This window comes from Victivallis vadensis (assembly GCF_003096415.1).
In the GTDB taxonomy this organism is placed as follows: Bacteria; Verrucomicrobiota; Lentisphaeria; order Victivallales; family Victivallaceae; genus Victivallis; species Victivallis vadensis.
In genome coordinates, this window is sequence record NZ_QEKH01000006.1 from 111200 (window position 1) to 133286 (window position 22087).

The 22087-nt window shown below is 60.2% G+C and carries 18 protein-coding genes; 4 read left to right on the top strand and 14 right to left on the bottom strand.

Annotated elements, in window-relative coordinates; translation table 11 throughout:
• Positions 1 to 90 precede the first annotated feature (90 nt).
• The 3 genes from C8D82_RS05120 to C8D82_RS05125 are packed head-to-tail and all read right to left on the bottom strand — an operon-like array spanning position 91 to position 1082.
• Positions 91 to 630, bottom strand: a complete 540-nt coding sequence (locus tag C8D82_RS05120) for a hypothetical protein (RefSeq protein ID WP_116883201.1) — start codon at positions 628 to 630, stop codon at positions 91 to 93.
• Entirely contained in the window at positions 623 to 793 is a 171-nt protein-coding gene (locus C8D82_RS21055) for a hypothetical protein (RefSeq protein ID WP_165832837.1), read from the bottom strand. Before C8D82_RS21055 ends, C8D82_RS05120 begins: the two co-directional genes overlap by 8 nt.
• Before the next feature lie 13 nt (positions 794 to 806).
• The gene (locus tag C8D82_RS05125; protein ID WP_116883202.1) at positions 807 to 1082 is read right to left on the bottom strand and encodes a hypothetical protein; all 276 of its coding nucleotides are present in this window, start codon (positions 1080 to 1082) and stop codon (positions 807 to 809) included.
• Positions 1083 to 1358: 276 nt separating this feature from the next.
• Here C8D82_RS05125 and C8D82_RS05130 point away from each other — a divergent pair, with 276 nt between their 5' ends.
• The gene (locus C8D82_RS05130; protein ID WP_116883203.1) at positions 1359 to 2297 is read left to right on the top strand and encodes a S24 family peptidase; all 939 of its coding nucleotides are present in this window, start codon (positions 1359 to 1361) and stop codon (positions 2295 to 2297) included.
• 8 nt (positions 2298 to 2305) lie between these two features.
• On the opposite strand, the gene C8D82_RS05135 is transcribed toward C8D82_RS05130, so the two are convergent.
• Both C8D82_RS05135 and C8D82_RS05140 read right to left on the bottom strand, forming a co-directional pair.
• On the bottom strand, positions 2306 to 3814 hold the full coding sequence (locus tag C8D82_RS05135; protein ID WP_116883204.1) for a cytochrome c biogenesis protein CcdA: 1509 nt from the start codon (positions 3812 to 3814) through the stop codon (positions 2306 to 2308).
• Positions 3815 to 3835: 21 nt separating this feature from the next.
• Positions 3836 to 4333 carry a thioredoxin family protein gene (locus C8D82_RS05140; protein ID WP_116883205.1) on the bottom strand — a complete coding sequence of 166 codons (498 nt, stop codon included), beginning with the start codon at positions 4331 to 4333 and terminating at the stop codon, positions 3836 to 3838.
• A gap of 159 nt (positions 4334 to 4492) precedes the next feature.
• On the opposite strand from C8D82_RS05140, the gene pepD reads away from it, so the two are divergent.
• The 3 genes from pepD (at position 4493) to C8D82_RS05155 (ending at position 10442) form a co-directional block, all read left to right on the top strand.
• On the top strand, positions 4493 to 5956 hold the full coding sequence (pepD, locus tag C8D82_RS05145; RefSeq protein ID WP_116883206.1) for a beta-Ala-His dipeptidase: 1464 nt from the start codon (positions 4493 to 4495) through the stop codon (positions 5954 to 5956).
• Positions 5957 to 6110: 154 nt separating this feature from the next.
• Entirely contained in the window at positions 6111 to 7196 is a 1086-nt protein-coding gene (locus tag C8D82_RS05150) for a peptidylprolyl isomerase (RefSeq protein ID WP_116883207.1), read from the top strand.
• 174 nt (positions 7197 to 7370) lie between these two features.
• Positions 7371 to 10442 (top strand): alpha-mannosidase, encoded by a 3072-nt coding sequence (locus C8D82_RS05155; RefSeq protein WP_147835720.1) that lies wholly within the window; start codon positions 7371 to 7373, stop codon positions 10440 to 10442.
• A gap of 849 nt (positions 10443 to 11291) precedes the next feature.
• On the opposite strand, the gene C8D82_RS05160 is transcribed toward C8D82_RS05155, so the two are convergent.
• From C8D82_RS05160 to C8D82_RS05200, 9 genes are all read right to left on the bottom strand, one after another.
• On the bottom strand, positions 11292 to 11768 hold the full coding sequence (locus C8D82_RS05160; RefSeq protein ID WP_116883209.1) for a hypothetical protein: 477 nt from the start codon (positions 11766 to 11768) through the stop codon (positions 11292 to 11294).
• A gap of 31 nt (positions 11769 to 11799) precedes the next feature.
• Positions 11800 to 12288, bottom strand: coding sequence for an LA_2272 family surface repeat-containing protein (locus C8D82_RS05165; protein WP_116883210.1), 489 nt, complete (start codon positions 12286 to 12288; stop codon positions 11800 to 11802).
• 28 nt (positions 12289 to 12316) lie between these two features.
• A complete protein-coding gene (locus tag C8D82_RS05170; RefSeq protein WP_116883211.1) occupies positions 12317 to 14290 on the bottom strand; it encodes an ABC-F family ATP-binding cassette domain-containing protein in 1974 nt (657 codons plus the stop codon).
• Positions 14277 to 16883, bottom strand: coding sequence for a bifunctional serine/threonine-protein kinase/formylglycine-generating enzyme family protein (locus tag C8D82_RS05175; RefSeq protein ID WP_116883212.1), 2607 nt, complete (start codon positions 16881 to 16883; stop codon positions 14277 to 14279). The genes C8D82_RS05170 and C8D82_RS05175 overlap by 14 nt, the downstream gene beginning before the upstream one ends.
• Before the next feature lies 1 nt (position 16884).
• On the bottom strand, positions 16885 to 18699 hold the full coding sequence (locus C8D82_RS05180) for a coiled-coil domain-containing protein (protein WP_116883213.1): 1815 nt from the start codon (positions 18697 to 18699) through the stop codon (positions 16885 to 16887).
• The gene (locus tag C8D82_RS05185; protein ID WP_133245062.1) at positions 18696 to 19244 is read right to left on the bottom strand and encodes a hypothetical protein; all 549 of its coding nucleotides are present in this window, start codon (positions 19242 to 19244) and stop codon (positions 18696 to 18698) included. The genes C8D82_RS05180 and C8D82_RS05185 overlap by 4 nt, the downstream gene beginning before the upstream one ends.
• Positions 19245 to 19619: 375 nt before the next feature.
• Positions 19620 to 20303, bottom strand: coding sequence for an electron transport complex subunit RsxE (rsxE, locus tag C8D82_RS05190; protein ID WP_116883215.1), 684 nt, complete (start codon positions 20301 to 20303; stop codon positions 19620 to 19622).
• 2 nt (positions 20304 to 20305) lie between these two features.
• Positions 20306 to 20980, bottom strand: a complete 675-nt coding sequence (locus C8D82_RS05195; RefSeq protein ID WP_116883216.1) for an RnfABCDGE type electron transport complex subunit G — start codon at positions 20978 to 20980, stop codon at positions 20306 to 20308.
• A gap of 6 nt (positions 20981 to 20986) precedes the next feature.
• Positions 20987 to 22084 (bottom strand): RnfABCDGE type electron transport complex subunit D, encoded by a 1098-nt coding sequence (locus tag C8D82_RS05200; RefSeq protein WP_206212499.1) that lies wholly within the window; start codon positions 22082 to 22084, stop codon positions 20987 to 20989.
• Positions 22085 to 22087 lie beyond the last annotated feature (3 nt).

Sequence of the window (22087 nt, forward strand, 5' to 3'; positions counted from 1 at the left end):
ATACCAAAAACAGGCCGCATTTGCAATAGTGCAAGCTCAAAAACCGCGCTTATTCTGATCATTCTGATCAGATTGCGCCTCCGGCCGACGTCAGCACTTGCAGCAGTGCCCCGCTGCTGCTGAGCGGTTTCCGCGGGTCCGGCGGCGGGGCGTTGTGAACTCCCGGCGGCTCTTGCGCAGCTTCAGCACCGTCAGCTGGAGCAGTCCCGCCAGTTCCGGCGACTCCTTCGCAATCGCCAGCATCTTGCGGTGCATCCCCTGACGGCTGATGCCGTGAATCCGGGCCAGTTCCGCCACCGTCGCCGCCCGCGCCGTCGTCGCGGAAGGAGCAATCAGCTCCGCCAGGACCCCAAGCGTATAATCGTCGAGATGCAACAGGTAACGCAACAGCTCCGCCAGCTCCGGCAAGACCGGTTCCCGGACCGGAACCGGTTCCACGCCGGGAATATGGTCACAGTCGGCCAGTTCCTCCGCCCAGTTGGCCACGCTGTCGAACTCCTGCCCGCCCAGCGGACGCCGCATCCGCGCCTCGGTCGCCGCACAGAGGCGGCACGCCTCGGCATAGGTGCAGTTCCGGCATTCGCCGGAGATTTCACGATAGTTTTTCCAGCAGTGCGGAGCTTCATTCATGGCAGACCTTCTCCTGTTGTTTTGAACTCTTTTTCCCGCAATCCGGCGCTTTTCCGGCCGGCATGCTCTCCAATACATTCAGCAATGCGCGCAAGCCGCACAACCGGTAACGGCGGCTGCCGCCCTCCACCCAGCCGGATTTCATGATGAATTTATCTTTCATCGCCGCCTCCCGGTCACAGCCATTGCGGAATCCGGTCCGCCGCGTCGAGCCGCCCGTAATGTGTCATCCCGGCGCGCCCCGGGCGACGGCAGCTCAGGATGTCGAAACTGACCCACCCCTGTTCGTTGAGGCTCTCCGCCAGCTTGACCAGATCCTCCCGGTTGAAGCTCAGCCGCATCACCGGCCCATACGGAGTCTCACGCACTTTCCCGGAACCCACATACGGATTTCTCACCCCCATGCGGCTGTTGCGGTTCCGGCGGTTCTGCTGGATTTTCTGCTGCATCATAATTCGTCCTCCCATTGTTTTGTACATCAATGCACAATTCAAGACAAAAAAATATCACGTCGGCATTTTCAGCCTGACTATACCATCTCTTTACGATATTGCTCCAACTCAGCACAGCGGAGCACTGCTTTCGCCACATCCTTATTATACATCAATGCACAAATATTTCAAATGAAAAATCAAAAAATTATCCATTTTTATTTGATTTTGTACATTTGAGCATTATATTGTACATCAAAGAGAAAAACAGACTGGGCAAACGAAGGAATCCGTATCATGAAAATCGACTCCGAAATCAGGGCGGCGCTGGAGCGCGCGATCGAAGCGAACAGCAACCGCTACCAGTTCTCACTGAAAGTCGGCATCCCGCAGCAGACCATCGGCCGGTGGCTCAGCGGCCGGACCACCTCCATCACCGACGACGCGTGGAGCCGGGTGCATCCCTACCTGAAACCCTATATGGGCACCGTTGCGGCGCCGCAGGTTCCGCCCGCCGCGCCGCCGACCACGCCGGATACCATCCGCAATACCCCGGAGCTGCGCGAGTGCATCAAGGACGCGATGCTCCGCGAAGGCGTCGCCTCCGCCGCCGACCTCAACCGGCTGATCGGCTACGACAGCGTCCACACGCTCGAACGGCTGCTCTCCGGGAAGCTGAACTGGTTCCCCGACATCCTCTCCGCGGTCGCGGAAGCCCTCGGCATCGACCACGATTCATTGCCGATCTCTCCGGCGGAACGCATGCAGCTGCTTCCCGCCGGCTATTTCGGCGACGGCGCGATGCTGGTCCGCCCGATTCCGGTGGTCTCATGGGCCAATGCGGCGGGGCATCTCGACCTGCTGGCCAATCCCGATACGCGCCTCTTTTCGCGCTGGGACCCTGAAAATACCGAAACCGTCCCGGCGCCCGTCGGCACCCGGAAAGGGACTCAGGCTTTCCGCGTCACCGGCATCTCCATGGAGCCGACCATCATGGACGACGATATCATCCTGGTGGAACAGCGCATGTCGCTCGATGAAGTTCCGAACAACAAGATCGTGGTCGCCCGCCTGACCGAAGGCAAGTTCGAAGACTGCGTCGTGTGCAAACGGCTCCGCCGGCAGGGAGGTCATTGCTGGCTGACCAGCGACAATCCCGCCGGCATGGTGATCCCCGTGGAGCCCTCCGACCTCCAATGGCTCGGCATCGTCGTGCGCAAGCAGAGCGAACTGTGATCCCCGATTTATTGCGGAGAAAGGATCACGAAAGCGGGCAAGCCGGGGATGTCCCACTTTTTCATGATGCCGTCGATTCCGGAGGCGCCCGGATCTTCCGCCTGGAATTTCACGACCACGAACTTCTCCATTTCCCGTTTGATTTCGGGATCGCTGAGTACATTCTTTTCCATGCTCTTGCAGTTTTTGCACCAACTGGCCCAGAGGTCCACCAGCACCGGCTTGTTCTGTTCGCGGGCGGTGGCCAGGCCGGCTTTGAGCCGGGCGATTTCCGCTTCCGGCGAATACTCGCCCGGGAGCAGCGTATAACCGGTATAGCCGTAATAGAGCGCCGCCAGCAGGATAATTCCGCCGAACACGTACTTGACCGTGACCATGAACTGTCCCGGTTTCGGCAGGACGCCGAGTCCGGCTCCGGCCAGCGGCCACGGCAGCGCCATGCCGACGCCCAGCAAAAAGGGCAATCCCAGCGCCAGCACATTGCCGCCCTGAAACCGTTCCGCCGCCAATACCAATACCGCGATCACCACCGGGGCGACGCAGGCTCCGGCCAGCAATGCGGCCACCGCCCCCATCACCAGCGCGACCACGGTTTTGCCGCCTTTGATCCGGGAAGGCTTCACATTGACTTTACCGGATAAATCCAGATTGAACAAACCGAACATCGCCAGCGCCAGCACGACGAAGACCGCCGCGATCGCGAAATTGAACCAGCTCGAGGCGTTCAATTCCCCGAAACGCGCTCCGGTCAGGATCACCGCCACGCCGAGTATTCCGTAGGCGGCCGCCATTCCGATGCCGTACGCGAGGCCGCGCCGGAAGCCGGTCATTTTGTCCGCTCCGTCTGCGCCGATGATCGCCAGGTTCACCGGAATCATCGGCAGCACGCAGGGCGTCAGGTTCAATCCCAGACCGCCGAGCACGGTCAGCAATACGATCCAGAGCCAGCCGGCATCGGCGCCGAATCCGGAGTTTTCCGCTTCGCCGACGTCCGTCCCGGTCAGGAACGCCTTGAACTGCGGAACATTCTGCAAACCGATCACCTTGCGGTCCAGTTTGAACTCCTCTTTTCCCACTTCGGCCGCCGCCGCTTTTTCCTCAAGCTCAGCCAGAGGTGACGCAGCCGGAGTCAAATCCAGCTTCTTCGGCAGGAAACACATGGCAGGGCTTTCCGCCGTTTTTTCACGGCATCCCTGATAATTCACCGTTGCCTTGAACGGCGGCATACCGGTGAACTTCCAGACATGGGTTCCGGCCGGATAGATCCCGACATCTCCCAGAAATTCATCGTGATGGGGCACCGCTTCCGGGCTTGACGTCATCGCGGCGGCACTGCCGTCGGCTCCGGTTACGACGAGAATCAGCGAATTCGCATAAAAATAATTCCCCGGCGCGACCCGTGCAGTCACTGTCAGGCTGTTACCGGCGCTTTTCGCCTCCCACTCGAAAGGCGGAGCGCAAAAAGCGGCAACCGTCATCAGGAAAAAAGCGATGACGGCAATCATTTTGTTCGGCATGGCGTCCTCCTTTCGGCGGTGTTATTCCAAAGCGGCAAGAATCCGGCTCAGATTGTTCGGCCAGTAACCGCCCGGCATGTAGCCGTCGATCAGGCCGACCGTCCTGCCGTCGGCATTCAGGATCAGCGTAGTCGGAAACCCTTCCACCTTATAATGTTCTTTCAGTTTTTCATTCTGTTCCAACAACTCTTTCGGCCAGCTCGACTTTTTGTCTGGAAAGTTCAGAAAAAGCAGCACGGCTTTGCCGTCCACGCTCTTTTTCCACTCGGGTTTGCTCAATACTTCCGCCTCCAACTGCAGGCAGGCCGGACACCAGTCCGCGCCGGTAAAAAGCGCCACGACCGGCAGTTTTTCGGCTTTCGCCCGGGCGAGCGCCTGCCGATAGTCGGTGAACCAGTTCTTATCCGGCACGCCCGGCAGCAAAACAGGTTCCGCCTTTGAAGTTTCCGCCGCATATCCGGCGGCGCTCCCGGCAATCATTGCGACTGCCGCCAACAGGCTCATCCACATTTTTTTCATAATCTCTCCTCCTGATGAAATAACCACGGCTCTTCATATTCCGTATAGAAATTACCATACCCTTCTTCCCGGAAAAATCAAGAGCCTGATTTGCTATTTCCGACCGAACCGGTATATTTGTAGTAAGAAACAGTTAATACAGGAAAGCAAACACATAAGATGAATTCCCAACTTGCCAAATTGGAACCGGCCCCCGTCTGGCGGCTTTTCGACGCGATCTGCGCGATTCCGCATCCGTCCGGGCATGAAACCAGACTTGCCGCGGCGCTGGCGGCGCTGGCGGAAAAAAACGGACTTGCCGTCCGGATCGACGTGACCGGCAATCTCCGGATCGACCGGCCCGCTTCTCCCGGCTTTGAAGATTCCCCGATGATCCTGCTTCAGGGACATCTCGATATGGTGCCCCAGGCGCTCGCGACCGTCGATTTCGACTTCACCCGTGAACCGATTCCGCTGACTGTGGAAGACGGCTGGGTCAGATCCGCAGCCGGAACCACACTCGGCAGCGACGACGGCATCGGCGTGGCCGCCGCGATGGCGCTGCTGCTGGATCCCGAATTGAAATGCGGTCCGCTGGCCGGCGTATTCACGGTCTCAGAGGAAGTCGGGCTCAACGGAGCGCTCGCCCTTTCCGCGGAGTTCCTGAAGGGAGACTTCCTGCTGAACCTCGATTCGGAGGAGGAGGGACAGCTCTACATCGGCTGTGCGGGCGGCGCCCGGCTGGAAATCGACGTCGAGCTGCCGCAGGCGGCGGTTCCGCCGGGCTATACCGGGCTGTGCTGCGAGATCAAGAACCTCGCGGGCGGGCACTCCGGCGTGGACATCCATCTGCGGCGCGGCAATGCGGTCGCCTTTCTGGCGCGGCTGCTGGAAAAGATGCCGGAATTTGAAGTCGCCGCGCTCTCCGGCGGCACGCTTGACAATGTGATTCCGCGCGAAGCGGTCGCATTCGGCGCGGTCGATCCGGCCCGGCTGGCCACGCTGCGATTGCGCGCCGCCAACCTGGCGCTCGAATTCGCCCGTGAATTCGACGCCCCGCCGGATTTCGCGGTGGAATTGCGGCCCGCCGTCCTGCCCGAACGGGTCTGGGAGCGGAGCTTCCGCGAAAAGCTGGTCGCACTGCTGGCAACCTGTCCGAACGGCGTGCGCTCGATGGATCGCGCCCTCGACGTGGTCCGCACCAGCACCAACCTCGCGGCGGTGAAAACCGACGGGGCGCAGTTGAAGATCCGTACCAGCCAGCGCAGTCTGGTCGATGCGGAACGTCAGAAGCTGACCGACGAAATCGCCGCCCACTTCGCCCCGGCCGGCGGCAGGCCGACGGTGGACAACTCCTATCCCGGCTGGGAGCCGGACCCGGAGTCGGAGCTGCTGCGCACCGCGGAATCACTCTACCGGGAACTTTTCGGCACTCCGCCTCAGGTCAAGGTGATTCACGCCGGGCTGGAGTGCGGCATTCTGGCGGGGATCAATCCGGCTCTCCAGATGATTTCGTTCGGCCCGACCCTGATCCATCCGCACAGCCCCTCGGAAAAGCTCAATATCGCCTCGGTCGGCCGTTTTTACGAATTTCTGAGAAAACTGGTGTCGCAGTTGCAGATTCCGCCGGAACCGGATAAATAATACGGTGATTTTCCGCAGGCGATTTGAAAAAATACGGATCGCGGTGTATATATAGTGAAATCAACAGGTTTCCGGAATTCCGGGAGCCGTAAACAGCAACGCAAGAGGATGGGCGGCCCGGCGGGGTCGCCCGTTATAAAAAGGAGAAAAGAAGATGAGAAATGCAAAAACTGTGATGTCCCTGCTGGCGGCCGGCACCGTGATGTGCTCGTTCGCGGCGGAGGAAGCCAAACCGGCCGCGAAGCCGGCGGAAGCCCCCAAACCGGCCGCGAAGCCGGCGGAGCCGGAAATCTGGGCCAAGCTCCCGGATGTGGTCGCCCAGATCGGCGACAAGAAGATCACCAAGCAGGAGGTCCTGAAGCCCCTGCTCGCCCAGATGCCGGATGGCAAGGTTCCGTCGATGATGGCCGACCAGCTCGACAACGCTGCCCCCGGCGTCATCAAGTGGTTCGTTGACCAGCAGATTCTGGAAGCCGCGGCGGCAAAAGCCGGATTCAAGCCCTCGAAGGAACATGCGCAAAAAGCGGTGAAGGCTCAGTGGGAGAAAGTCGGCAAGGAGGATCGCGAACGATTTGCTCAGATGCTCCAGATCCAGAATAAAACGGTTGAACAGTATCAGGAGGAGATGGTTTCCAATCCGGAGATCCAAAAGCAGATTGCGCTGGATGAATTTCTCAAGACCAAGATCGCCGAACCGACGGTCACCGAGGCTGAAATGCGCAAATATTACGACGAGAACAAGCAAAAAGAGTTCTCCACTCCGGCGGATCGGCCCGGAACTTTCCGTGCGTCCCATATCCTGATCATGGTCGACGACAAGGCCGACGACGCCGCCAAGAAAGCCGCGCTCGACCAGATCAACGCGATTTCCGCGGAGCTGAAAAAGGATCCGGCCAGGTTCGAAGCGCTGGCCCGCGAGAAGAGCGGTTGTCCGAGCAAGGCAAAGGGCGGTTCCCTCGACTCGTTCAGCGACAAGGAGATGGTCCCCGAGTTCCAGAAGGCGCTGGAAGGGCTGAAAGAGGGCGAGATTTCCGCTCCGGTCAAGACCCAGTTCGGTTATCACATCATCCGCCGCGACAAACTTCAGAGTGAAAAGGTCGAATCTTTCGACAACGTCAAGGAAACCGTCGGCAATATTCTGAAGCGGCAGAAGCAGATGCAGGCTTTCACGGACTACATGGCGCAGCTCGAAAAGGACAGCGGCGTCAAGTTCTTCGTGGCGATGCCGGAACTCAAGTAGTTTACGCACGAATCCCCAGCGGCCGCCGGACGATCGATCCGGCGGCCGTTTTTTTGAATATTTTTACCGGAATTCTTTGAGTTTTCCGAAAAACGGTGTAGATTAGATGCAACCGATTGCATTTTAATTGTCAACCAACATATCTGATACGGGGGTTTTATGCGCCAGGAAGAGATGAAGCTGTACCTTGACCGCTGCCGGAGATTCTGGAGACGGTGTGAACCGGATCTGTTTATCGAGTCGATTCCGGTCCGGGCCGAATTCGCGCGCACCGCGGAGCCGGTGCCGTTCGACGAGCGGCTGAAACTCGAATACAAGCCGATCGAAATCGGTGAAGATTGGGGCGAAGCGTGGGACAGCGCCTGGTTCCATCTGCAGGCCGACCTGCCCGAAGCCTGGGCGGGGCGCGAAATCGCGATGCAGCTGAACCTTTCCGGCGAAAGCCTGATCTTCAACAACGACGGCACCCCGATGTTCGCGCTGACCGGCAACAGCGTGATCAACGCGAACTACACCAAGGATATCTGCCAGTTCCCGAAGAGCTTCCAGCTCGGCGGCAGGCTCGACCTCTACGTCGAGGCCGCCGCGAACTCGCTGTTCGGCGTCTTCATGGACGAGGAGCCGCACCGCCTGATCGAAAAGCCGGAGGGCTACTTCCCCGGCAAGGTCAAGGCGATGAAGATCGGCCTGTTCAACCGCGAGCTGTGGCAGATGCGCCTCGACTTCGAGATGCTGCTGCTCTACTTCGACACCCTTCCCGAAAACGACTACCGCCGCCGCAAGCTGCTGCACGCGATGAACGAGGCGATCAACCTCTACGCCGACAATCCGGCCAACGCCGCGAAGGCGCGCGGTCCGCTGCAGGAGATGCTCCGGCTGCCCGCGCTCGCCTCCGCGCTGACTGTGACCGCGGTCGGCCATGCGCATATCGACACCGGCTGGCTGTGGCCGGTCCGCGAAACCATCCGCAAGTGCGCCCGCACTTTCTCGAACCAGCTCGATATGATCGAAAAGTATCCGGGCTACGTGTTCGGCGCGTCGCAGGCGCAGCACTATGCGTTTGTGAAGGAGCATTATCCCTCCCTCTATGAGAAGATCAAAGCGCGCGTCGCCGACGGCAGCTGGGAGATTCAGGGCGGCATGTGGGTCGAAGCGGACTGCAACCTGACCAGCGGCGAATCGCTGGTCCGCCAGTTCCTGCACGGCAAGAACTTCTTCATGGACGAATTCGGTTTCGACGTGAAGAACCTGTGGCTGCCGGACGTGTTCGGCTACTCCGCCGCACTGCCGCAGATCATCCGCAAATCGGGCTGCAACTACTTCCTGACCCAGAAGATCTCGTGGAACCAGTTCAACGAGTTCCCGCACAACACCTTCATCTGGGAGGGGATCGACGGCACCGAGGTGCTGACCCACTTCCCGCCGGAGAACACCTACAACGCTTTCGTCTCCCCGACCGAACTCGTCCCGGCCCAGAACCGCTTCAAGGAGGCCGACGTGCTCGACGAATTCCTGAGCCTTTTCGGCATCGGCGACGGCGGCGGCGGCCCGAAAGAGGAGTTCATCGAACACGCGCTGCGCCTCGGCAACATGGAAGGCATGCCGAAGGTCAGGCTCGGCCGCGCCGACGCATTCTTCGAGCGGCTCGCCAAGCACAGCGACAAGCTCTACCACTGGGTCGGCGAACTTTACCTTGAAATGCACCGCGGCACCCTGACCACGCAGGCCCGCACCAAACGCAACAACCGCAAGCTCGAACAGCTGCTGGCGGCCACCGAATTCATCTGCTCACTGGCCCCGCGGGAATCCTATCCGGCCGAAGCTCTGGACAAGGCGTGGAAGAAGCTGCTGATCAACCAGTTCCACGACATCATCCCCGGTTCCTCGATCACCAAGGTCTACGAAGTGACCGAAAAGGAGCACGCTGAACTCTTCAAGGTCTGCGAAAAGCTGATCGCCGACGCGCTCGAGACCATCGGCTCCGCCGACGAAAACGCGGTCAGTTTGATCAACACCCTCCCCTACGCCTACAACGCCCCGGTCGAACTGCCCGCGTCGTGGGCCGGATGCGCCGTCACCGACGGCTGCGGCAACGAATTCAAGGTGCAGGTCGAGGACGGCAAGGTCTATGCGCAGGGCGAAATCCCGGCCGACTCGGTCGTCGTGCTCCGTCGCGGCGCGCCGCAGGAGCAGCCCGTGCTTGAAACCCGCCGCGAGACCGTGCTCGAAAACGAGCTGGTCCGCTACGAATTCAACGCCGCCGGCGAGCTGGTCCGCGGCTTCGACAAGGAGGCCGGCCGCGAAATCCTGCGCGACGGCGAGAAGGGCAATGTATTCTCACTCTATGTCGACCGCCCGAATACCTTCGAGGCGTGGGACGTGGATATCTTCTACGATCAGGAAGAGCGCACCGGCGCCGAGATCAAATCGATCTCCGATGTGGTCTCCGGCCCGGTCCGGTCCAGCGTGAAGCTGGTCTTCGCGATCGGCAACTCTGAAATCCGTCAGGAGGTGTCGCTGCGCGCCGGTTCCAAGCGGCTCGATTTCGCAACCGAAGTCGAATGGCATGAGGTGCGCCGGATGCTCCGCGTGCTCTTCCCGGTCGACGTAATGACCTCCGAAGCTGCGTTCGATATCCAGTACGGCTACGTGAAGCGCCCGACCCACGGCAACACCAGCTGGGATTCGGCCAAGTTCGAGGTCGTCGGCCACCGTTACGTGGACTTCTCCGAACGCGGCTACGGTGTCGCGATCCTGAATGACTGCAAATACGGCCACCGCACCAATCAGGGCAACCTCGACCTCTGCCTGCTGCGCTCGCCCAAGTATCCCGACTGGAATGCCGACCAGGGCCGTCAGGTCTTCACCTACGCGCTGCTGCCGCACACCGGCGAACTCGCGGTCTCCAATGTGATGCACGAGGCCGCCGTCCTGAACCGCGCTCCGATCGCGGCTCCGGGCGTGGCGGTCCAGGTCCAGGCTCCGTTCCAGGTCCTCTCCGGCACCTCGACGCTCGAAGTGCTCAAAAAGGCCGAAAAGAGCGATGATCTGGTGATCCGTTTCGTCGAAACCCGCGGCGGCGCCGATCGCATCGTGTTGAAGACCAACCTCGAAAATGTAAAGCTCGTCGAAACCAATCTCGTCGAGTGGACCAGTGAGGCTGAATACGAATTCGACGGCGGCAACTGCCTCGAACTCGCTTTCAAGCCTTTCGAGCTGCGCACTTTCAAGGTGGTGAAGAAATAACTTCTTCGCGGGCATAGCTCCCACGGAGAGATTCGGGGATTTCGCTCCTCTGGAGCGAGCAGGGCGCTTCGCCCCTGCACCCCGACCGGCAAGGTGCCGGCGCCGAATACTTGAGAGCCGGGAAAACCGGAACGGTTTTCCCTCCGGGGGGGGGGAAGGCTCCGGTAGAGACAGGCATGGTTGTACAGGAGCGGCACACCGCTCCGGTCGGCGCAAAGCCTGCTTTTTTGCAGGCTTTAGGCACTCCCTGCGCCTGCTGCCGCCGGAGGTCACGCGCGGAACTTCCAGATGCTGACCATCTGATGTGAAGTTACTCTCATGGAGGCTGAACTCTACTTGTCTCTATAATACAGGCAAGATTCAGTAAGGCTCGTACTCAAAGATATGCTTACCTGTGATATGGCAATTGTATTGTTGCCTGACCTCGCTTTACGTATATCGGCAGATACACTCTTATCAGCCTCCATCAGGGTATCTGTCTATTATTTGGTCAGCATCTGGAGGTTCCGCGCGTGACCTCCGGCGGCAGCTCACCGCAGGGAGTGCCTAAAGCCTGCAAAAAAGCAGGCTTTGCGCCGACCGGAGCGGTGTGTCGCTCAGGTACCTGCTTGCCTGTCCACAGTAGAGTCTCCCCCACCCGGAGGGAAAACCGGAACGGTTTTCCCGGTTCTTAAGTACCCGGCGCCGGCACCTTGCCGGTCGGGTTCCAAGGGCGAAGCGCCTTGGTCGCCGAAGGCGAAATCCCGGTTTAAGAAACTTGCACACGGCGTTATTTCGTTTAAAAAATAAAAAAACAGGGCGCCTGCAACAGCGTCCTGCTCCGGAAAATCTTTGAATAACGAAATAGTATTACTCAAAAACGGCGGAACCGAAGTTCACGAAGATCATGAAAGGAAGCCAGCCGTTTTTGTTGATGTTGATCAACCCGCACTGGAACTGGGCGTTGTCGTCGCAGTTGTTGATCAGGCCGAACTGAACGCCGCCTTTGGCGCTCTGATTGACCAAACCGACTTGGGCGCCGTTCAACTGCTGCGTCAGGTTCACCAGAGCAAGCGCGCCGCCGCTGAGCTTTTCGGCATTGTTGACGCCGAGCAGGGTGAATTTGATTCCCTCCATGTATCTGGTGCCGCTGTAGAAGATTGAGAATTCGCCGCCGTTGACGCTGCCGTTGCTGATCGAACAGGGAAGGCCGAAACGGGCTCCGGTGATGCTCTTGTTTTCAATGCCGGCGGGGACGTCGGTCCAGACACCGATATCGGCTTCGGCGACGGCGGCGGCGGAACACAGCGCGGCAACGGAAAGAAGCATGGATTTCAACAGTTTCATACGATTTTTCTCCTTGAAAGTTGAGGACAGGTCATTTGAAGGTGTCGGAACCGAAATTCACGAAGACCATGAATGGCAGCCAGCCGTTTTTATTGATGTTGATCAGTCCGAGCTGGAACTTCGCGTCGTCATCGCAGTTGTTGAAAAAGCCGAGCTGGAATCCGCCTTTCCCGGAGAGGTTCACCGCTCCGACCTGAATTCCGGCCAGCCGTTCTTCGGCGATATTCACGCAGGCGAGTGCGCCGCCTTTGAGCGTTTCGGCCCAGGTCGCCCCGATCCACGCGAACTTGAAAGCTTCGGCATTGCGGGTGCCGCTGAAGAAGATCGACAGTTCCGCGCCTTTCACGGTCCCGTTGCTGATCGAACAGGGCAGCCCGAAACGGACGCCGGTGATGCTCTTGTTTTCGATTCCGGCGGGCACATTGGTCCAGACGCCGATATCGGCCTTCGCTTCATCCGCCGCGACGGCGCCGCCGACGGCCAGAAACGCCGCCAGCAACATGGATTTTCCGAATTTCATACTTGCATTCCCTTTTTGTTGAAGTTGGTTATTTGATTTCCTGATGGATGCGTTCGTTTTCCAACCGGATCTCTTCGAGCTTCTGCGCGGCCTCTTCCCACTCGCTTTCCGTGGAGGTGATATCGGACTGGATCTTTGCCAGCTCCCGGTTCAGGCTGGCGAAATCCAGAGCGCCCGGATCGGCCAGCTGTTCAAGCAGCCCGGCCTGCCGTTTCTCCAACTGTTCCAAACGGCTTTCCAGCTCGGCGACCCGTTTCTCGGCTTTTTTCCTGTCGGCGGCCAGCGCTTCACGCGCCTGCGCCCTCGCACGGCGGCGGTTGCGGGCGAGGTCCGGTGAACCGGCATTTTCCCGCGCTTCAAGATCCGGGGCCGTACCCGCGGCGCGGAACTCGGCGGATTTCTCCAGATAGTAGTCGTAGTTGCCGAAATATTTGCGGATGCCGGGCGGCTCCATCGCGATAATGCCGGTCGCGACGTTGCGCACGAATTCGATGTCGTGACTGACCACGCAGACGGTGCCCGGATAACTGCGCAGCGCCTCCTGCAGCAGCTCGCGCGCCGCGATGTCGAGGTGGGTGGTCGGTTCGTCGAGCACCAGCAGATTGGGCGGATTCACGAAGATGCGCGCGAATAACAGCCGGATCTTTTCACCGCCGGAGAGCACCTTGCACGGCTTTTCCGCCGCCTCGCCCGAGAAGCCGAAGCTGCCGAGCACGTTCATCAAACCGGCGGTCGAAGCTCCCGCCGGCAGGTTGCCGCGCACCACGTCGAACGCGGTCTGCTCCGGCACCAGCAGGTCCGCGAACTCCTGCGCCTGATAGCCGACCACGCTGTGATGTCCGAGCACCACCCGGCCCGAGGTCGGCTTGAGCCTGCCGACCAGCAGCTTCAGCAAGGTGGTCTTGCCCATGCCGTTATAACCGATGAAAGCGAGCTTGTCCCCGGCGTCGATGGTCAGGTTGATATCCTTTAAAATCAGTTTGTCCGGCGTGTAGCCGAAGCTGAGATTCTCGAAACGGGCCGCTTCGACGCCGCCGGGCGGCGGAGCCGGGAAACGGATCGCGCCGTTGTAATTGAGGTCGTCCGGCAGTTCGATCTCCTCCATCTTGTCCAGCGCCTTCTGCCAGCTCTTGGCCTGGGCGGCTTTAGAGCTCTTGGCCCGGAACCGGTCGATCACCCGTTCGAGGTGCTCTTTCTTGCGGTCGGAATTGCGCTTGGCGGCTTCGAGGTTGCGACGCCGGTTCTCGCGTTCGGCGCGGTAGTAGTCGTAATCGCCCGGATAGCGGGCCACCTGCCCGGAGTTGACTTCCAGTGTGATCCGGGTCAGCTTGCGCAGCAGAAAGCGGTCGTGCGAAATCAGCAGCAGCGTTCCCGGAAAGGATTTCAGGAATCTGCACAGCCACTCCACCGCCGGAATGTCCAGATAGTTGGAAGGTTCGTCGAGCATCAGGATATCCGGCTGCGAAATCAGCACCCGCGCCAGCGCGGCGCGCATCCGCCAGCCCCCGGAAAAGGAACTCAACGGCCGGTTGAAATCCGCTTCGTGAAAACCGAGGTTGCTGAGCGCCTGTTCCGCTTCGGTCCGGAGCCGGTAAGCGCCGAGGTGCTCGATCTGCGACTGGAGCCGTCCGTGGCGGGCCAGCATCGACTGAAGTTTGTCGTCGTCGTCCACACCGTCGTGAAGCTGCTGCTCCAGCCGGTGCAACTCCTCGCTCATGGTGCGCAGCTCGGGAATCGCGTCGCTGGTGAAATCCAGCAGCGTCCGGGCCGCCTCGCCTTCGGGCAGATGCTGCCGAAGCATCCCGAGCCGGTGGTCCTTCGGCAACGAAACCGTTCCCCGGTCGGGTTGGACATCTCCGGTGATGATGCCGAAAAGCGTACTTTTGCCGGCTCCGTTCGGACCGACCACGCCGACCCGGTCGCCGGGATTGATCCGGAATGTGACTCCGTTCAGAATCGCATCTCCGGCATAATTCTTGACTACATCTTTAAAATCGATCATTTTTTTCCATCGCCGTTTTCGGCAGTTCCATCACATAGCGGAACCCCACATCGCCCGCACTGCCGTTCAAATAGTAAAATTCCGTGCACTTCGCCTGTTCCGGCCCGGTGACCCGCGAACCGCCTCCGACCTGGAACATCGGCCCCGCGTCATCCGCATTGCGGATGAATTCACGCACATTGCCGGTCAGGTCGGAAATCCCGAATACGGAAACGTCACGCGGGAAACTGCCGGGCGGCGCCCCGACCGGATACCGGTCCGCCTGCGGATGATCGCTCAGCAGCGCCAGCCCGGGCAGGTAATCATCACCCCAGACATAGATGCGCCCATCCACACCCCGCGCCGCTTTCTCCCATTCATACCGCGTCGGCAGCCGGACCGTGCGATCCAGCTTTCGCCCGAGCCAGCGGCAATACTCCATCGCCGCCTCCCCGGTGATGCCGATGACCGGCAGTTCCGGGGCAAAGGGCGGATTCAACACTCCATCCTCGTTCCAGATGGGACGGCTGCCGCCGGAATTCAGGTCGAACCGGTACCAGCCGAGGCATTTCTTTTTCAACACCGGATCGTTCAGGGAGTTCCAGAACTCCAGATACTCCCTGAACGTCACCTCATGTTTACGGATCAGGTAAGGCGGCAGATAGACATTGCTCATACCGGAGTCGTCGGCCTTCACCTGATGCTGAAATTCGCCGCCGGGAATATATCCCATATCCGCCGGAATCCGCTCCGGAAGTTCGAGGTCCAGCTGGTTTTCCCGGGCGATCCGGACCACCGCCGGAGCCGAAAAGGCGGTGCCGTCCTCCTGCCGGAACTTCAGCAGATAGGTTCCGGCCGGAAGCTGGAGCCGGACCGGGCCGCTGAGCGGCAGCGGCAAAGAAGCGTTTTCCGGCTCCGATACCGGAGTCCCGTCCGAATGCGCAATACTGACGCTCCAGCCGAAAGCGCTGCCGGGCAGGAGCAGGAGCCAGCCGTTCTGCGAATCGATCTCCCCGACCAGCTGGGCCAGCGTGGAATCCTGCTCCTGGGCTTTTTCGAAAATCGGCCTCCAGCGGCCGCGGAACTGGCGCAGCGCGTTTTTCAATTGATAATCATTGCCCGCCTGCAAATAAAGTTCCAGCGTCGATTTGAAAATCTCCCGGACCATGCGGTCCACCTGAGGAGCGCGCACCCCCAGCTCCGGGGCTCGGGAGATGAATTCCAGCGCGGAATTGTAGCCGTTCTCCATTTCCGCAATCTGCCGGATCAGCTCGGTCAGCAAATAGCGCTCCCGGTCGGCGTCGCCGCCTCCCGCCTTTTCCCGGAGCAGCCGCGCCGTCCGCAATGCCATCACATTGTACTCGCGGGCCTGTCCGTAATTGTATTCCGCCAGATTGATCAGCGAAGTGCTCTGCGAAATATTGCTGATCACCGTGAACGCATAATAACCGCCCCACGTCAGCACCGCCGCCATCAGGGTCGACGGGATCAGCGGGTGGCGGCGGATCAATTTGGTCAGGCGGTAGAGCGGCGTCGGCGAATAGGCCGCCACCGGATAACCGTCCAGATAGTTGCGCACATCGGCCAGCAATTCACCGACGTGCTGATAACGCTTTTTCCGGTTGCGCGCCATCGCCTTCAGGCAGATCGCCTCCAGCTCCAGCGGGATAGGCTGCTCGCGGTGCGCCGCTTTGCGGGGCGGGATGAACTGTCCGCGCGCGGCGGCTTCCAGCAGCTTTTGCTGCTCCTGGTTTACATCGAACGGAGCGCTTTTCCAAGTCAGGAGGGTATAGAGGATCGCTCCGAGCCCGTAGATATCCGACAGCTCCGTCGGCTGGATCTCCTCGCCGCAGAGCTGCTCCGGAGCCATAAAGGCGGGAGTCCCCCCCAGCAGCTCCTCGGAGTGTTTGCCGCCGGAGCACAGCGGGCCGCCCACCTCCAGGTCCATCTTGGAACGGACGCCGCCCTGATCCAGCTCCGGGCGATAATGGGCCATGCCCCAATCCATCACCAATACCTCGCCGTAGTCTCCGACCATCACGTTGCCGGGCTTCAGGTCGCAGTGCAGAATGCCGTGGCGGTGGGCGAAAGCGACGCCGTTGCAGGCGCCCATGAAGATTTCAATCAGGCGGCGCAGGTTGTATTTGCGGCGGTAGCCCGCCCGGTTCTCCTCCAGCTTGCGCAGGATCGCGCGCAGCGTTTCGCCCTCCACGCGCTTCATCGAAAAATAGACGCCGACGTCGTCGAACACGCCGAGCCGATGCACCGGAACAATATTCGGGTGATCGATCTGGGCGGTCGCCCGGGCTTCCCGGATGAAAGATTCAATCCGTTCGGATTGATCGCGGTATTGGGGCCGCAGGATTTTCAGCGCGACTTCCCGGTTCAGCCCCGGCTCCCGCGCGGAAAAGACCGCTCCGATGCCGCCGATGCCGATCGTGGAAAGATCGTCGTAATCCTGAATGCAGTCCCCCTGCGGAATATCCAGCAGCTTGCGCAGCTCCTCGGGAGAGATGCGGTTCGCGTCATCGCCGGTTCCGTAAATCAACGTCTGTTCATTGTCGCAGTCACCGTACGAGGAGGAGAGATTTTCGGAAGCGTTTGAAGCGGCCATGCTAGTTCCCGGTAAATTTCCCGATCACGTCATAGTGGCGCTGGATCTCGCTGCCGAAACGCTCGAAACCGTTTTCGCCGGGCTGTTTGCCGATCGGGACCGCCGGTGCGTCCTTCCAGCTGAACGCATCGGAAAACACGTAACATTTCGCCTCCTCGCGGCGGCCGAAGTCGAACTTTTCGATCGAAACGACCACCCCGACGAAATCCCCCTCTTTGGTCAGCACCAGATCGCCCGGCTCCGCCCGCAATTCGCTGCCGGTTCCGCGGCCGGTATTCCGGATATACAAATAGCGGTCGCCGGAGGTGAAATCCAGCGAGCAGCGCCCGGCCAACCCCGCGCTCTGCTTGCCGAACGAGGAGGTCTTGAACAAAAACAGCTCCTCCAATCCCCGCTTTTTGAGCTTCTCGATCGTCATCACCTCCAGCGGAGCGCGTCCGACCAGGTTGAATTCCATCGCGGCGACACGCGGTTCATCCGGCAGCGTCAGAATCGGCCCGGCCAGGCGGATGCCTGCCGACGAATCCGGCGCATCCGGCGAATCGACCTTGTAATCGGCCCTGATGATCTCCGTGAAGTTCAGCGGCTCGTAAGCGTTCCCGGCGAAAACCGGGAAAGTATTCACCATCACACTCCTGCCGTCGAGCTTGACCAGCGGCAGGAAAAAGCGGCCTCCGCCGTGCTGGTTCAGGAAAAGACGTTTTTCCGTGACATCGATATCCAGCCGGATCGCGGCGCTGGAATAGCGGGCCAGAACGTCGGTGGAAAGCTTCTTTTCCGCTTCGGAAAGCTGCCGCTGCGCCTGTTCGAGTTCCAGACTGGTCCGCTCAACTTTGCCCTGCGTGACGATCAGCTCCTTGCCGGTGTTGGCGGCAACTTCGCGGGTCTTGCCCAGTTCATTCTTGGTCTGTGAAAGCTCGGTGACCGCATTTTTCAGCATCGCGCTCATTTCGGCGAGCTGACGCTTTGCCTCATTGCGCTCCATCTCGCGCTCGGCGGCGAGCTTTCGGATCCGCTCCGCCTGGCTGCGGGCTTCGGCCAGCTCCCGCTCCGCCGCGGTCAACCGGCCGCGGGTATAGGAGAGATCGCCTTCCAGCTGCTGCTTCGCCTGTGAAATTTCCCCGGTGCGAGTCAGGGCCTCCTTGAGGGCGGCCTTTGTTTCGGAGAGTTGACCGCGCGTTCCGCTCAAAGCCGCCTCGCGGGCGGCCAGTTCTTCGCGGGCCTTCATGATCTCTCTGGAAGCGGCGTCCAGTTTAGCCTCGCGCTCCTTGAGCGTCTCTTTCGCCTCATCCAGCCGGTCCCGGGTATCGGAAAGACGCTGGCGGGCGGCCGCATAGTTCTCATTGAGCTTGTTGAGGTCGCCGGAGGTGGAGGCAAGGCTGTGCTGCAGCTCGGCTACCCGCTCCTGCGCCTCGTCATATTCGAGGCGCAGCTGATAGCGGCGCTGCACCTCTTTGTCCAACCGCGCCTGAAGCTGCTCCGGAGTCAGCGCTCCCGCGGATTCCGGCTTCAGCTTCATCTGGTTTTCCAGCTTTTCGGTTTTGGCGAGGGTGTCCGCCAGCTGAGCAGTCAGTTCCCTGAGCTGTCGCTCCCGCTCCTCGTCGAAGCCCTGCTTCTGCCGGGCCTGGCGGAGCTGTTCGCGGGCGGAGGTCAACTCCTGCCGGCGCTGCCGGAGTTCGGCGATCAGCAGCGCGGTAGTCTGGTGGTCCAGCCCAACGCCGGTCCCGCCGGTGTGAGCGGGAACCATTCCGGTCATCATCGACAGCATCGCCGAGACCAGAAAGTCGCAGATTACAATCAGAATTGCCCGATTCACTTGCCCGCCTCGCTGTTATTGTCACAGCCGAGCAGCTTCTGCCGGTACGGGAACAGCAGGACCACCCGCAGGATCAGACTGAAAATAATACCGATCAGGGTTGATGAATACGCGATCAGCCGGCTGCTCTGCGGCGAAAAGGTCATCACCAGAAACGCCGACACGGTACCGAACAGACCGACATAGAGCGGCACATCAAAAAAGATATCCGCGTTTTCAAGCTTCTTGAGTTTGAGTTTCACGGAGTCCGCGCCTTTTTTGATCCCGCCGATCACGACGAAAGCGACGCCGAAAGCGAGAAACTGCATCACGGTGATCACCGAGAAAATCAGCATCGAGATACGGCCGAACCTTTCATTCTGCATCGCCAGACTGTTGGGCGAACCGGGCGCGACCTCTCCGAGCACACCGGGATTGCCGGCGCCGCAGAACATATCGCGCATGATGGCGGAAGTGTTGAACATATGGTTCATCCAGTACACAAAAGCAGCGCCCAGCACCAGAATCAGAATCAACAACAAGACACGAGACCCGGCAGATTTCATTTTCAAAGGCTCCTGAAGAGGTTAACAGTCATTTCCATATTATACCACAAATAAGGTAGGAGCGCAACCTGTATTTATCAAGTTTTTTCGATCCTCCGAAGAACTTTGGTAATCAAAAAGTAATCTTCGCACCTTGGCGCATGGCGTATGACAGTGTTCCCGGCCGCGGATACAGTCTTCGGCGGCCGGTCACGCCGGGGAGCCTGCCGTTTTGAAGGCGAGCGGGTCTTGCGGCCTTTAGCCTCCAGACCTTGTGCGCCACGCGGCCTGATTTCCAATCAGGCTCCGGCAGCTGGGCGCAGTAGCGCACAAATTACCTCCGGCGGCAAGGGCGAAGCGCCCTGCTCGCTGCGATCAGCAGCGAAATCCCCGATTTTATTCTTCACCCTCTTTGGAGGTGAAACAGATGCGGCAGTGATGACAGTCCATACCGGCGGGAGGTACGTAGAGACGTCCTTCCCTGATCGCTTTGCGACGGTTGCAGTAGTTCTTGGCCGCGAGAATACAGCCGACGATGATGAAAGCGCCGGGGGCCGCGGAGGGGAGCAGAAAGTCGGTCGACCACGCGGTGATCACCTTGACTTCAAACACCGAGCCGCTGGTCAGGAATTCGCGGATCACGCCGAGCATCGTCAGGGCCAGGGTGAAGCCGAGCCCCATGCCGAGACCGTCGAGAATCGAGCGGACCGGACCGTTTTTCGAAGCGAAGGCTTCGGCGCGGCCGAGCACGATGCAGTTCACCACGATCAGCGGGATGAAGATGCCGAGCGCCTGGTAGAGCGACTGCGGCGCATAGGCTTTCATCAGCATGTCGATCACGGTCACGAAGGTCGCGATCACCACGATATAGACGGGGATGCGGATCTTTTTCGGCACGATTCCGGCGATCAGCGAGATGACCAGGTTGCTGCCGGCCAGTACGAAGGTGGTTGCCACGCCCATGCCGAAGCCGTTTACCGCGCTGTTGGTCAGCGCCAGCGTCGGGCAGGTGCCGAGCAGCAGCACCAGTACCGGATTCTCTTTCCAGATGCCTTTGGTGAAATCAGTGAGCATACCCATGATTATTTTCCTCCCGCCGGGGTTAATTCCTGCATGATCTTGTCGCGGTTCAGGAGATAGGTGCGGTCGATTTCGCTGACCAGCAGCGTGACCGCCCGGCTGGTAACCGTGGCTCCTGAGATGAAATCGATTTCGCCGCCGTCCTTTTTGACCTGCCAGTTGGCGTCCGGGCTGGCTTTTTTGCCGTCGAACTGATCGAGGATCTTATTGGGAGCGAGCCCCTCGGCGGGTTTGTCGAAGAGGGTGAAGATGGTCTTCTGAACCTTGCGCTGGCAGACGTTGGCGCCGAGTCCGGGGGTTTCGTTCTGCTTGGTGATCAGCACCGCGCGGATCGCGCCGTCGGTTTCCAGCCCGATCAGCGCCTGAATATTGCCTGCGTAACCCTGCGGATTGGCCGCTTCGGCGGCGACCGCCACGACCTTGCCGTCCTTGACGGCGGCCATGAAGGAGACCGGCCAGCCGTTCGGGCTGGTGAACTCCACGCGCTTTTCGGAGGGCTGGTTGTCGAAGGGGGGCAGGATCTGCCGCAGCGCCTGGTTGGTGTTGCGCAGTTCCGCCTGCTCGATCGGCCCGGCCACCAGATTGGAGACCACGGCCAGAATCAGCGCCGAAACCAGACCGATGATGCCGAGAAAGAGTCCGAGCACCCAGAGATTTTCACTGTTTTTCAGATTCATTTGTGCTTACCCCCGCTTTCTCACGTAGCCGAAGGGACGCTGGCTGCACCAGCGGTCGATCAGCGGAACCAGTGCGTTCATGAACAGGATCGAAAAACTGACCCCTTCCGGATAGTTGCCCCAGAGGCGGATCACGCTGGTGATCACGCCGCAGCCGACCGCGAATACCACGCAGCCGGTGCTGGTGATCGGCGAGGTGACCATGTCGGTCGCCATGAAGAATGCGCCGATCATCAGCCCGCCGGTCAGGATGTGGAACAGCGGCGACGGGCTGACCCCCGGATAGAAGAAATGCACCAGCCCGGTGATGATCGCGACCGTGCCGATGTAGCAGACCGGCACGCGCCAGTTGATCAGTTTGAGAGCGATCAGCAGAATGCCGCCGATCAGCAGCGCCAGCACGCTGGTCTCACCGATGCAGCCGCCCTTTTCGCCGAGGAAATACTTCCACAGCATCGCGTCGTTGTCGACCGCCTGAAAGTTCGCATAGGCCGCTTCGGATTTGTCGAGGATCTTTTTGGTGGTGCCGACTTCGCCGAGCGGAGTCGCGCCGGTGATCGAATCGACCGGAGTGTCGGTCGCATGCGTGATTTTCGCGGCAGGATCGGCGGAGTCAAAGCTGCGCGGCACCGGCCAGGTGGTCATGATCGCGGGCAGCGCGATCAGGAGGCCGACGCGGGCCACCAGCGCGGGGTTGAACGGGTTGTTCCCGATGCCGCCGAAAATCTGCTTGCCGAGCCAGATGGCCAGGAAAGCGCCGATCAGGCAGACCCAGAGCGGGACGCCCGGCGGCAGGTTCATCGCAAGCAGCAGTCCGGTCACCGCGGCGCTGCCGTCGGCAATGGTTCCCATCACCGGCTTGCCGGCGAGCTTGCACCACAACGCTTCGGCGCCGACGCAGAACAGCATGGTCACGACCATCACGACCAGCGCGTAAAAGCCGAAGAACCAGACGCCGGCGATCGCGGCGGGAACCAGTGCGAGCAGCACCTTGTACATGATGCGGCGGACACTGTCGGGCGAACTCAGGTGAGGAGAGGAGCTCAACACCAGTTCGGAACCGGTCGGCAGCATCACTTCAGAGTTTTTTTCGTTTTCACTCATGAT

What these genes read in the sequence shown, in the direction of transcription:
- C8D82_RS05120 (WP_116883201.1), bottom strand. Translation starts at nt 630, where the DNA reads ATGAATGAAGCTCCGCACTGCTGGAAAAACTATCGTGAAATCTCCGGC.
- C8D82_RS21055 (WP_165832837.1), bottom strand. Translation starts at nt 793, where the DNA reads ATGAAAGATAAATTCATCATGAAATCCGGCTGGGTGGAGGGCGGCAGC.
- C8D82_RS05125 (WP_116883202.1), bottom strand. Translation starts at nt 1,082, where the DNA reads ATGATGCAGCAGAAAATCCAGCAGAACCGCCGGAACCGCAACAGCCGC.
- C8D82_RS05130 (WP_116883203.1), top strand. Translation starts at nt 1,359, where the DNA reads ATGAAAATCGACTCCGAAATCAGGGCGGCGCTGGAGCGCGCGATCGAA.
- C8D82_RS05135 (WP_116883204.1), bottom strand. Translation starts at nt 3,814, where the DNA reads ATGCCGAACAAAATGATTGCCGTCATCGCTTTTTTCCTGATGACGGTT.
- C8D82_RS05140 (WP_116883205.1), bottom strand. Translation starts at nt 4,333, where the DNA reads ATGAAAAAAATGTGGATGAGCCTGTTGGCGGCAGTCGCAATGATTGCC.
- pepD (WP_116883206.1), top strand. Translation starts at nt 4,493, where the DNA reads ATGAATTCCCAACTTGCCAAATTGGAACCGGCCCCCGTCTGGCGGCTT.
- C8D82_RS05150 (WP_116883207.1), top strand. Translation starts at nt 6,111, where the DNA reads ATGAGAAATGCAAAAACTGTGATGTCCCTGCTGGCGGCCGGCACCGTG.
- C8D82_RS05155 (WP_147835720.1), top strand. Translation starts at nt 7,371, where the DNA reads ATGAAGCTGTACCTTGACCGCTGCCGGAGATTCTGGAGACGGTGTGAA.
- C8D82_RS05160 (WP_116883209.1), bottom strand. Translation starts at nt 11,768, where the DNA reads ATGAAACTGTTGAAATCCATGCTTCTTTCCGTTGCCGCGCTGTGTTCC.
- C8D82_RS05165 (WP_116883210.1), bottom strand. Translation starts at nt 12,288, where the DNA reads ATGAAATTCGGAAAATCCATGTTGCTGGCGGCGTTTCTGGCCGTCGGC.
- C8D82_RS05170 (WP_116883211.1), bottom strand. Translation starts at nt 14,290, where the DNA reads ATGATCGATTTTAAAGATGTAGTCAAGAATTATGCCGGAGATGCGATT.
- C8D82_RS05175 (WP_116883212.1), bottom strand. Translation starts at nt 16,883, where the DNA reads ATGGCCGCTTCAAACGCTTCCGAAAATCTCTCCTCCTCGTACGGTGAC.
- C8D82_RS05185 (WP_133245062.1), bottom strand. Translation starts at nt 19,244, where the DNA reads ATGAAATCTGCCGGGTCTCGTGTCTTGTTGTTGATTCTGATTCTGGTG.
- rsxE (WP_116883215.1), bottom strand. Translation starts at nt 20,303, where the DNA reads ATGGGTATGCTCACTGATTTCACCAAAGGCATCTGGAAAGAGAATCCG.
- C8D82_RS05195 (WP_116883216.1), bottom strand. Translation starts at nt 20,980, where the DNA reads ATGAATCTGAAAAACAGTGAAAATCTCTGGGTGCTCGGACTCTTTCTC.
- C8D82_RS05200 (WP_206212499.1), bottom strand. Translation starts at nt 22,084, where the DNA reads ATGAGTGAAAACGAAAAAAACTCTGAAGTGATGCTGCCGACCGGTTCC.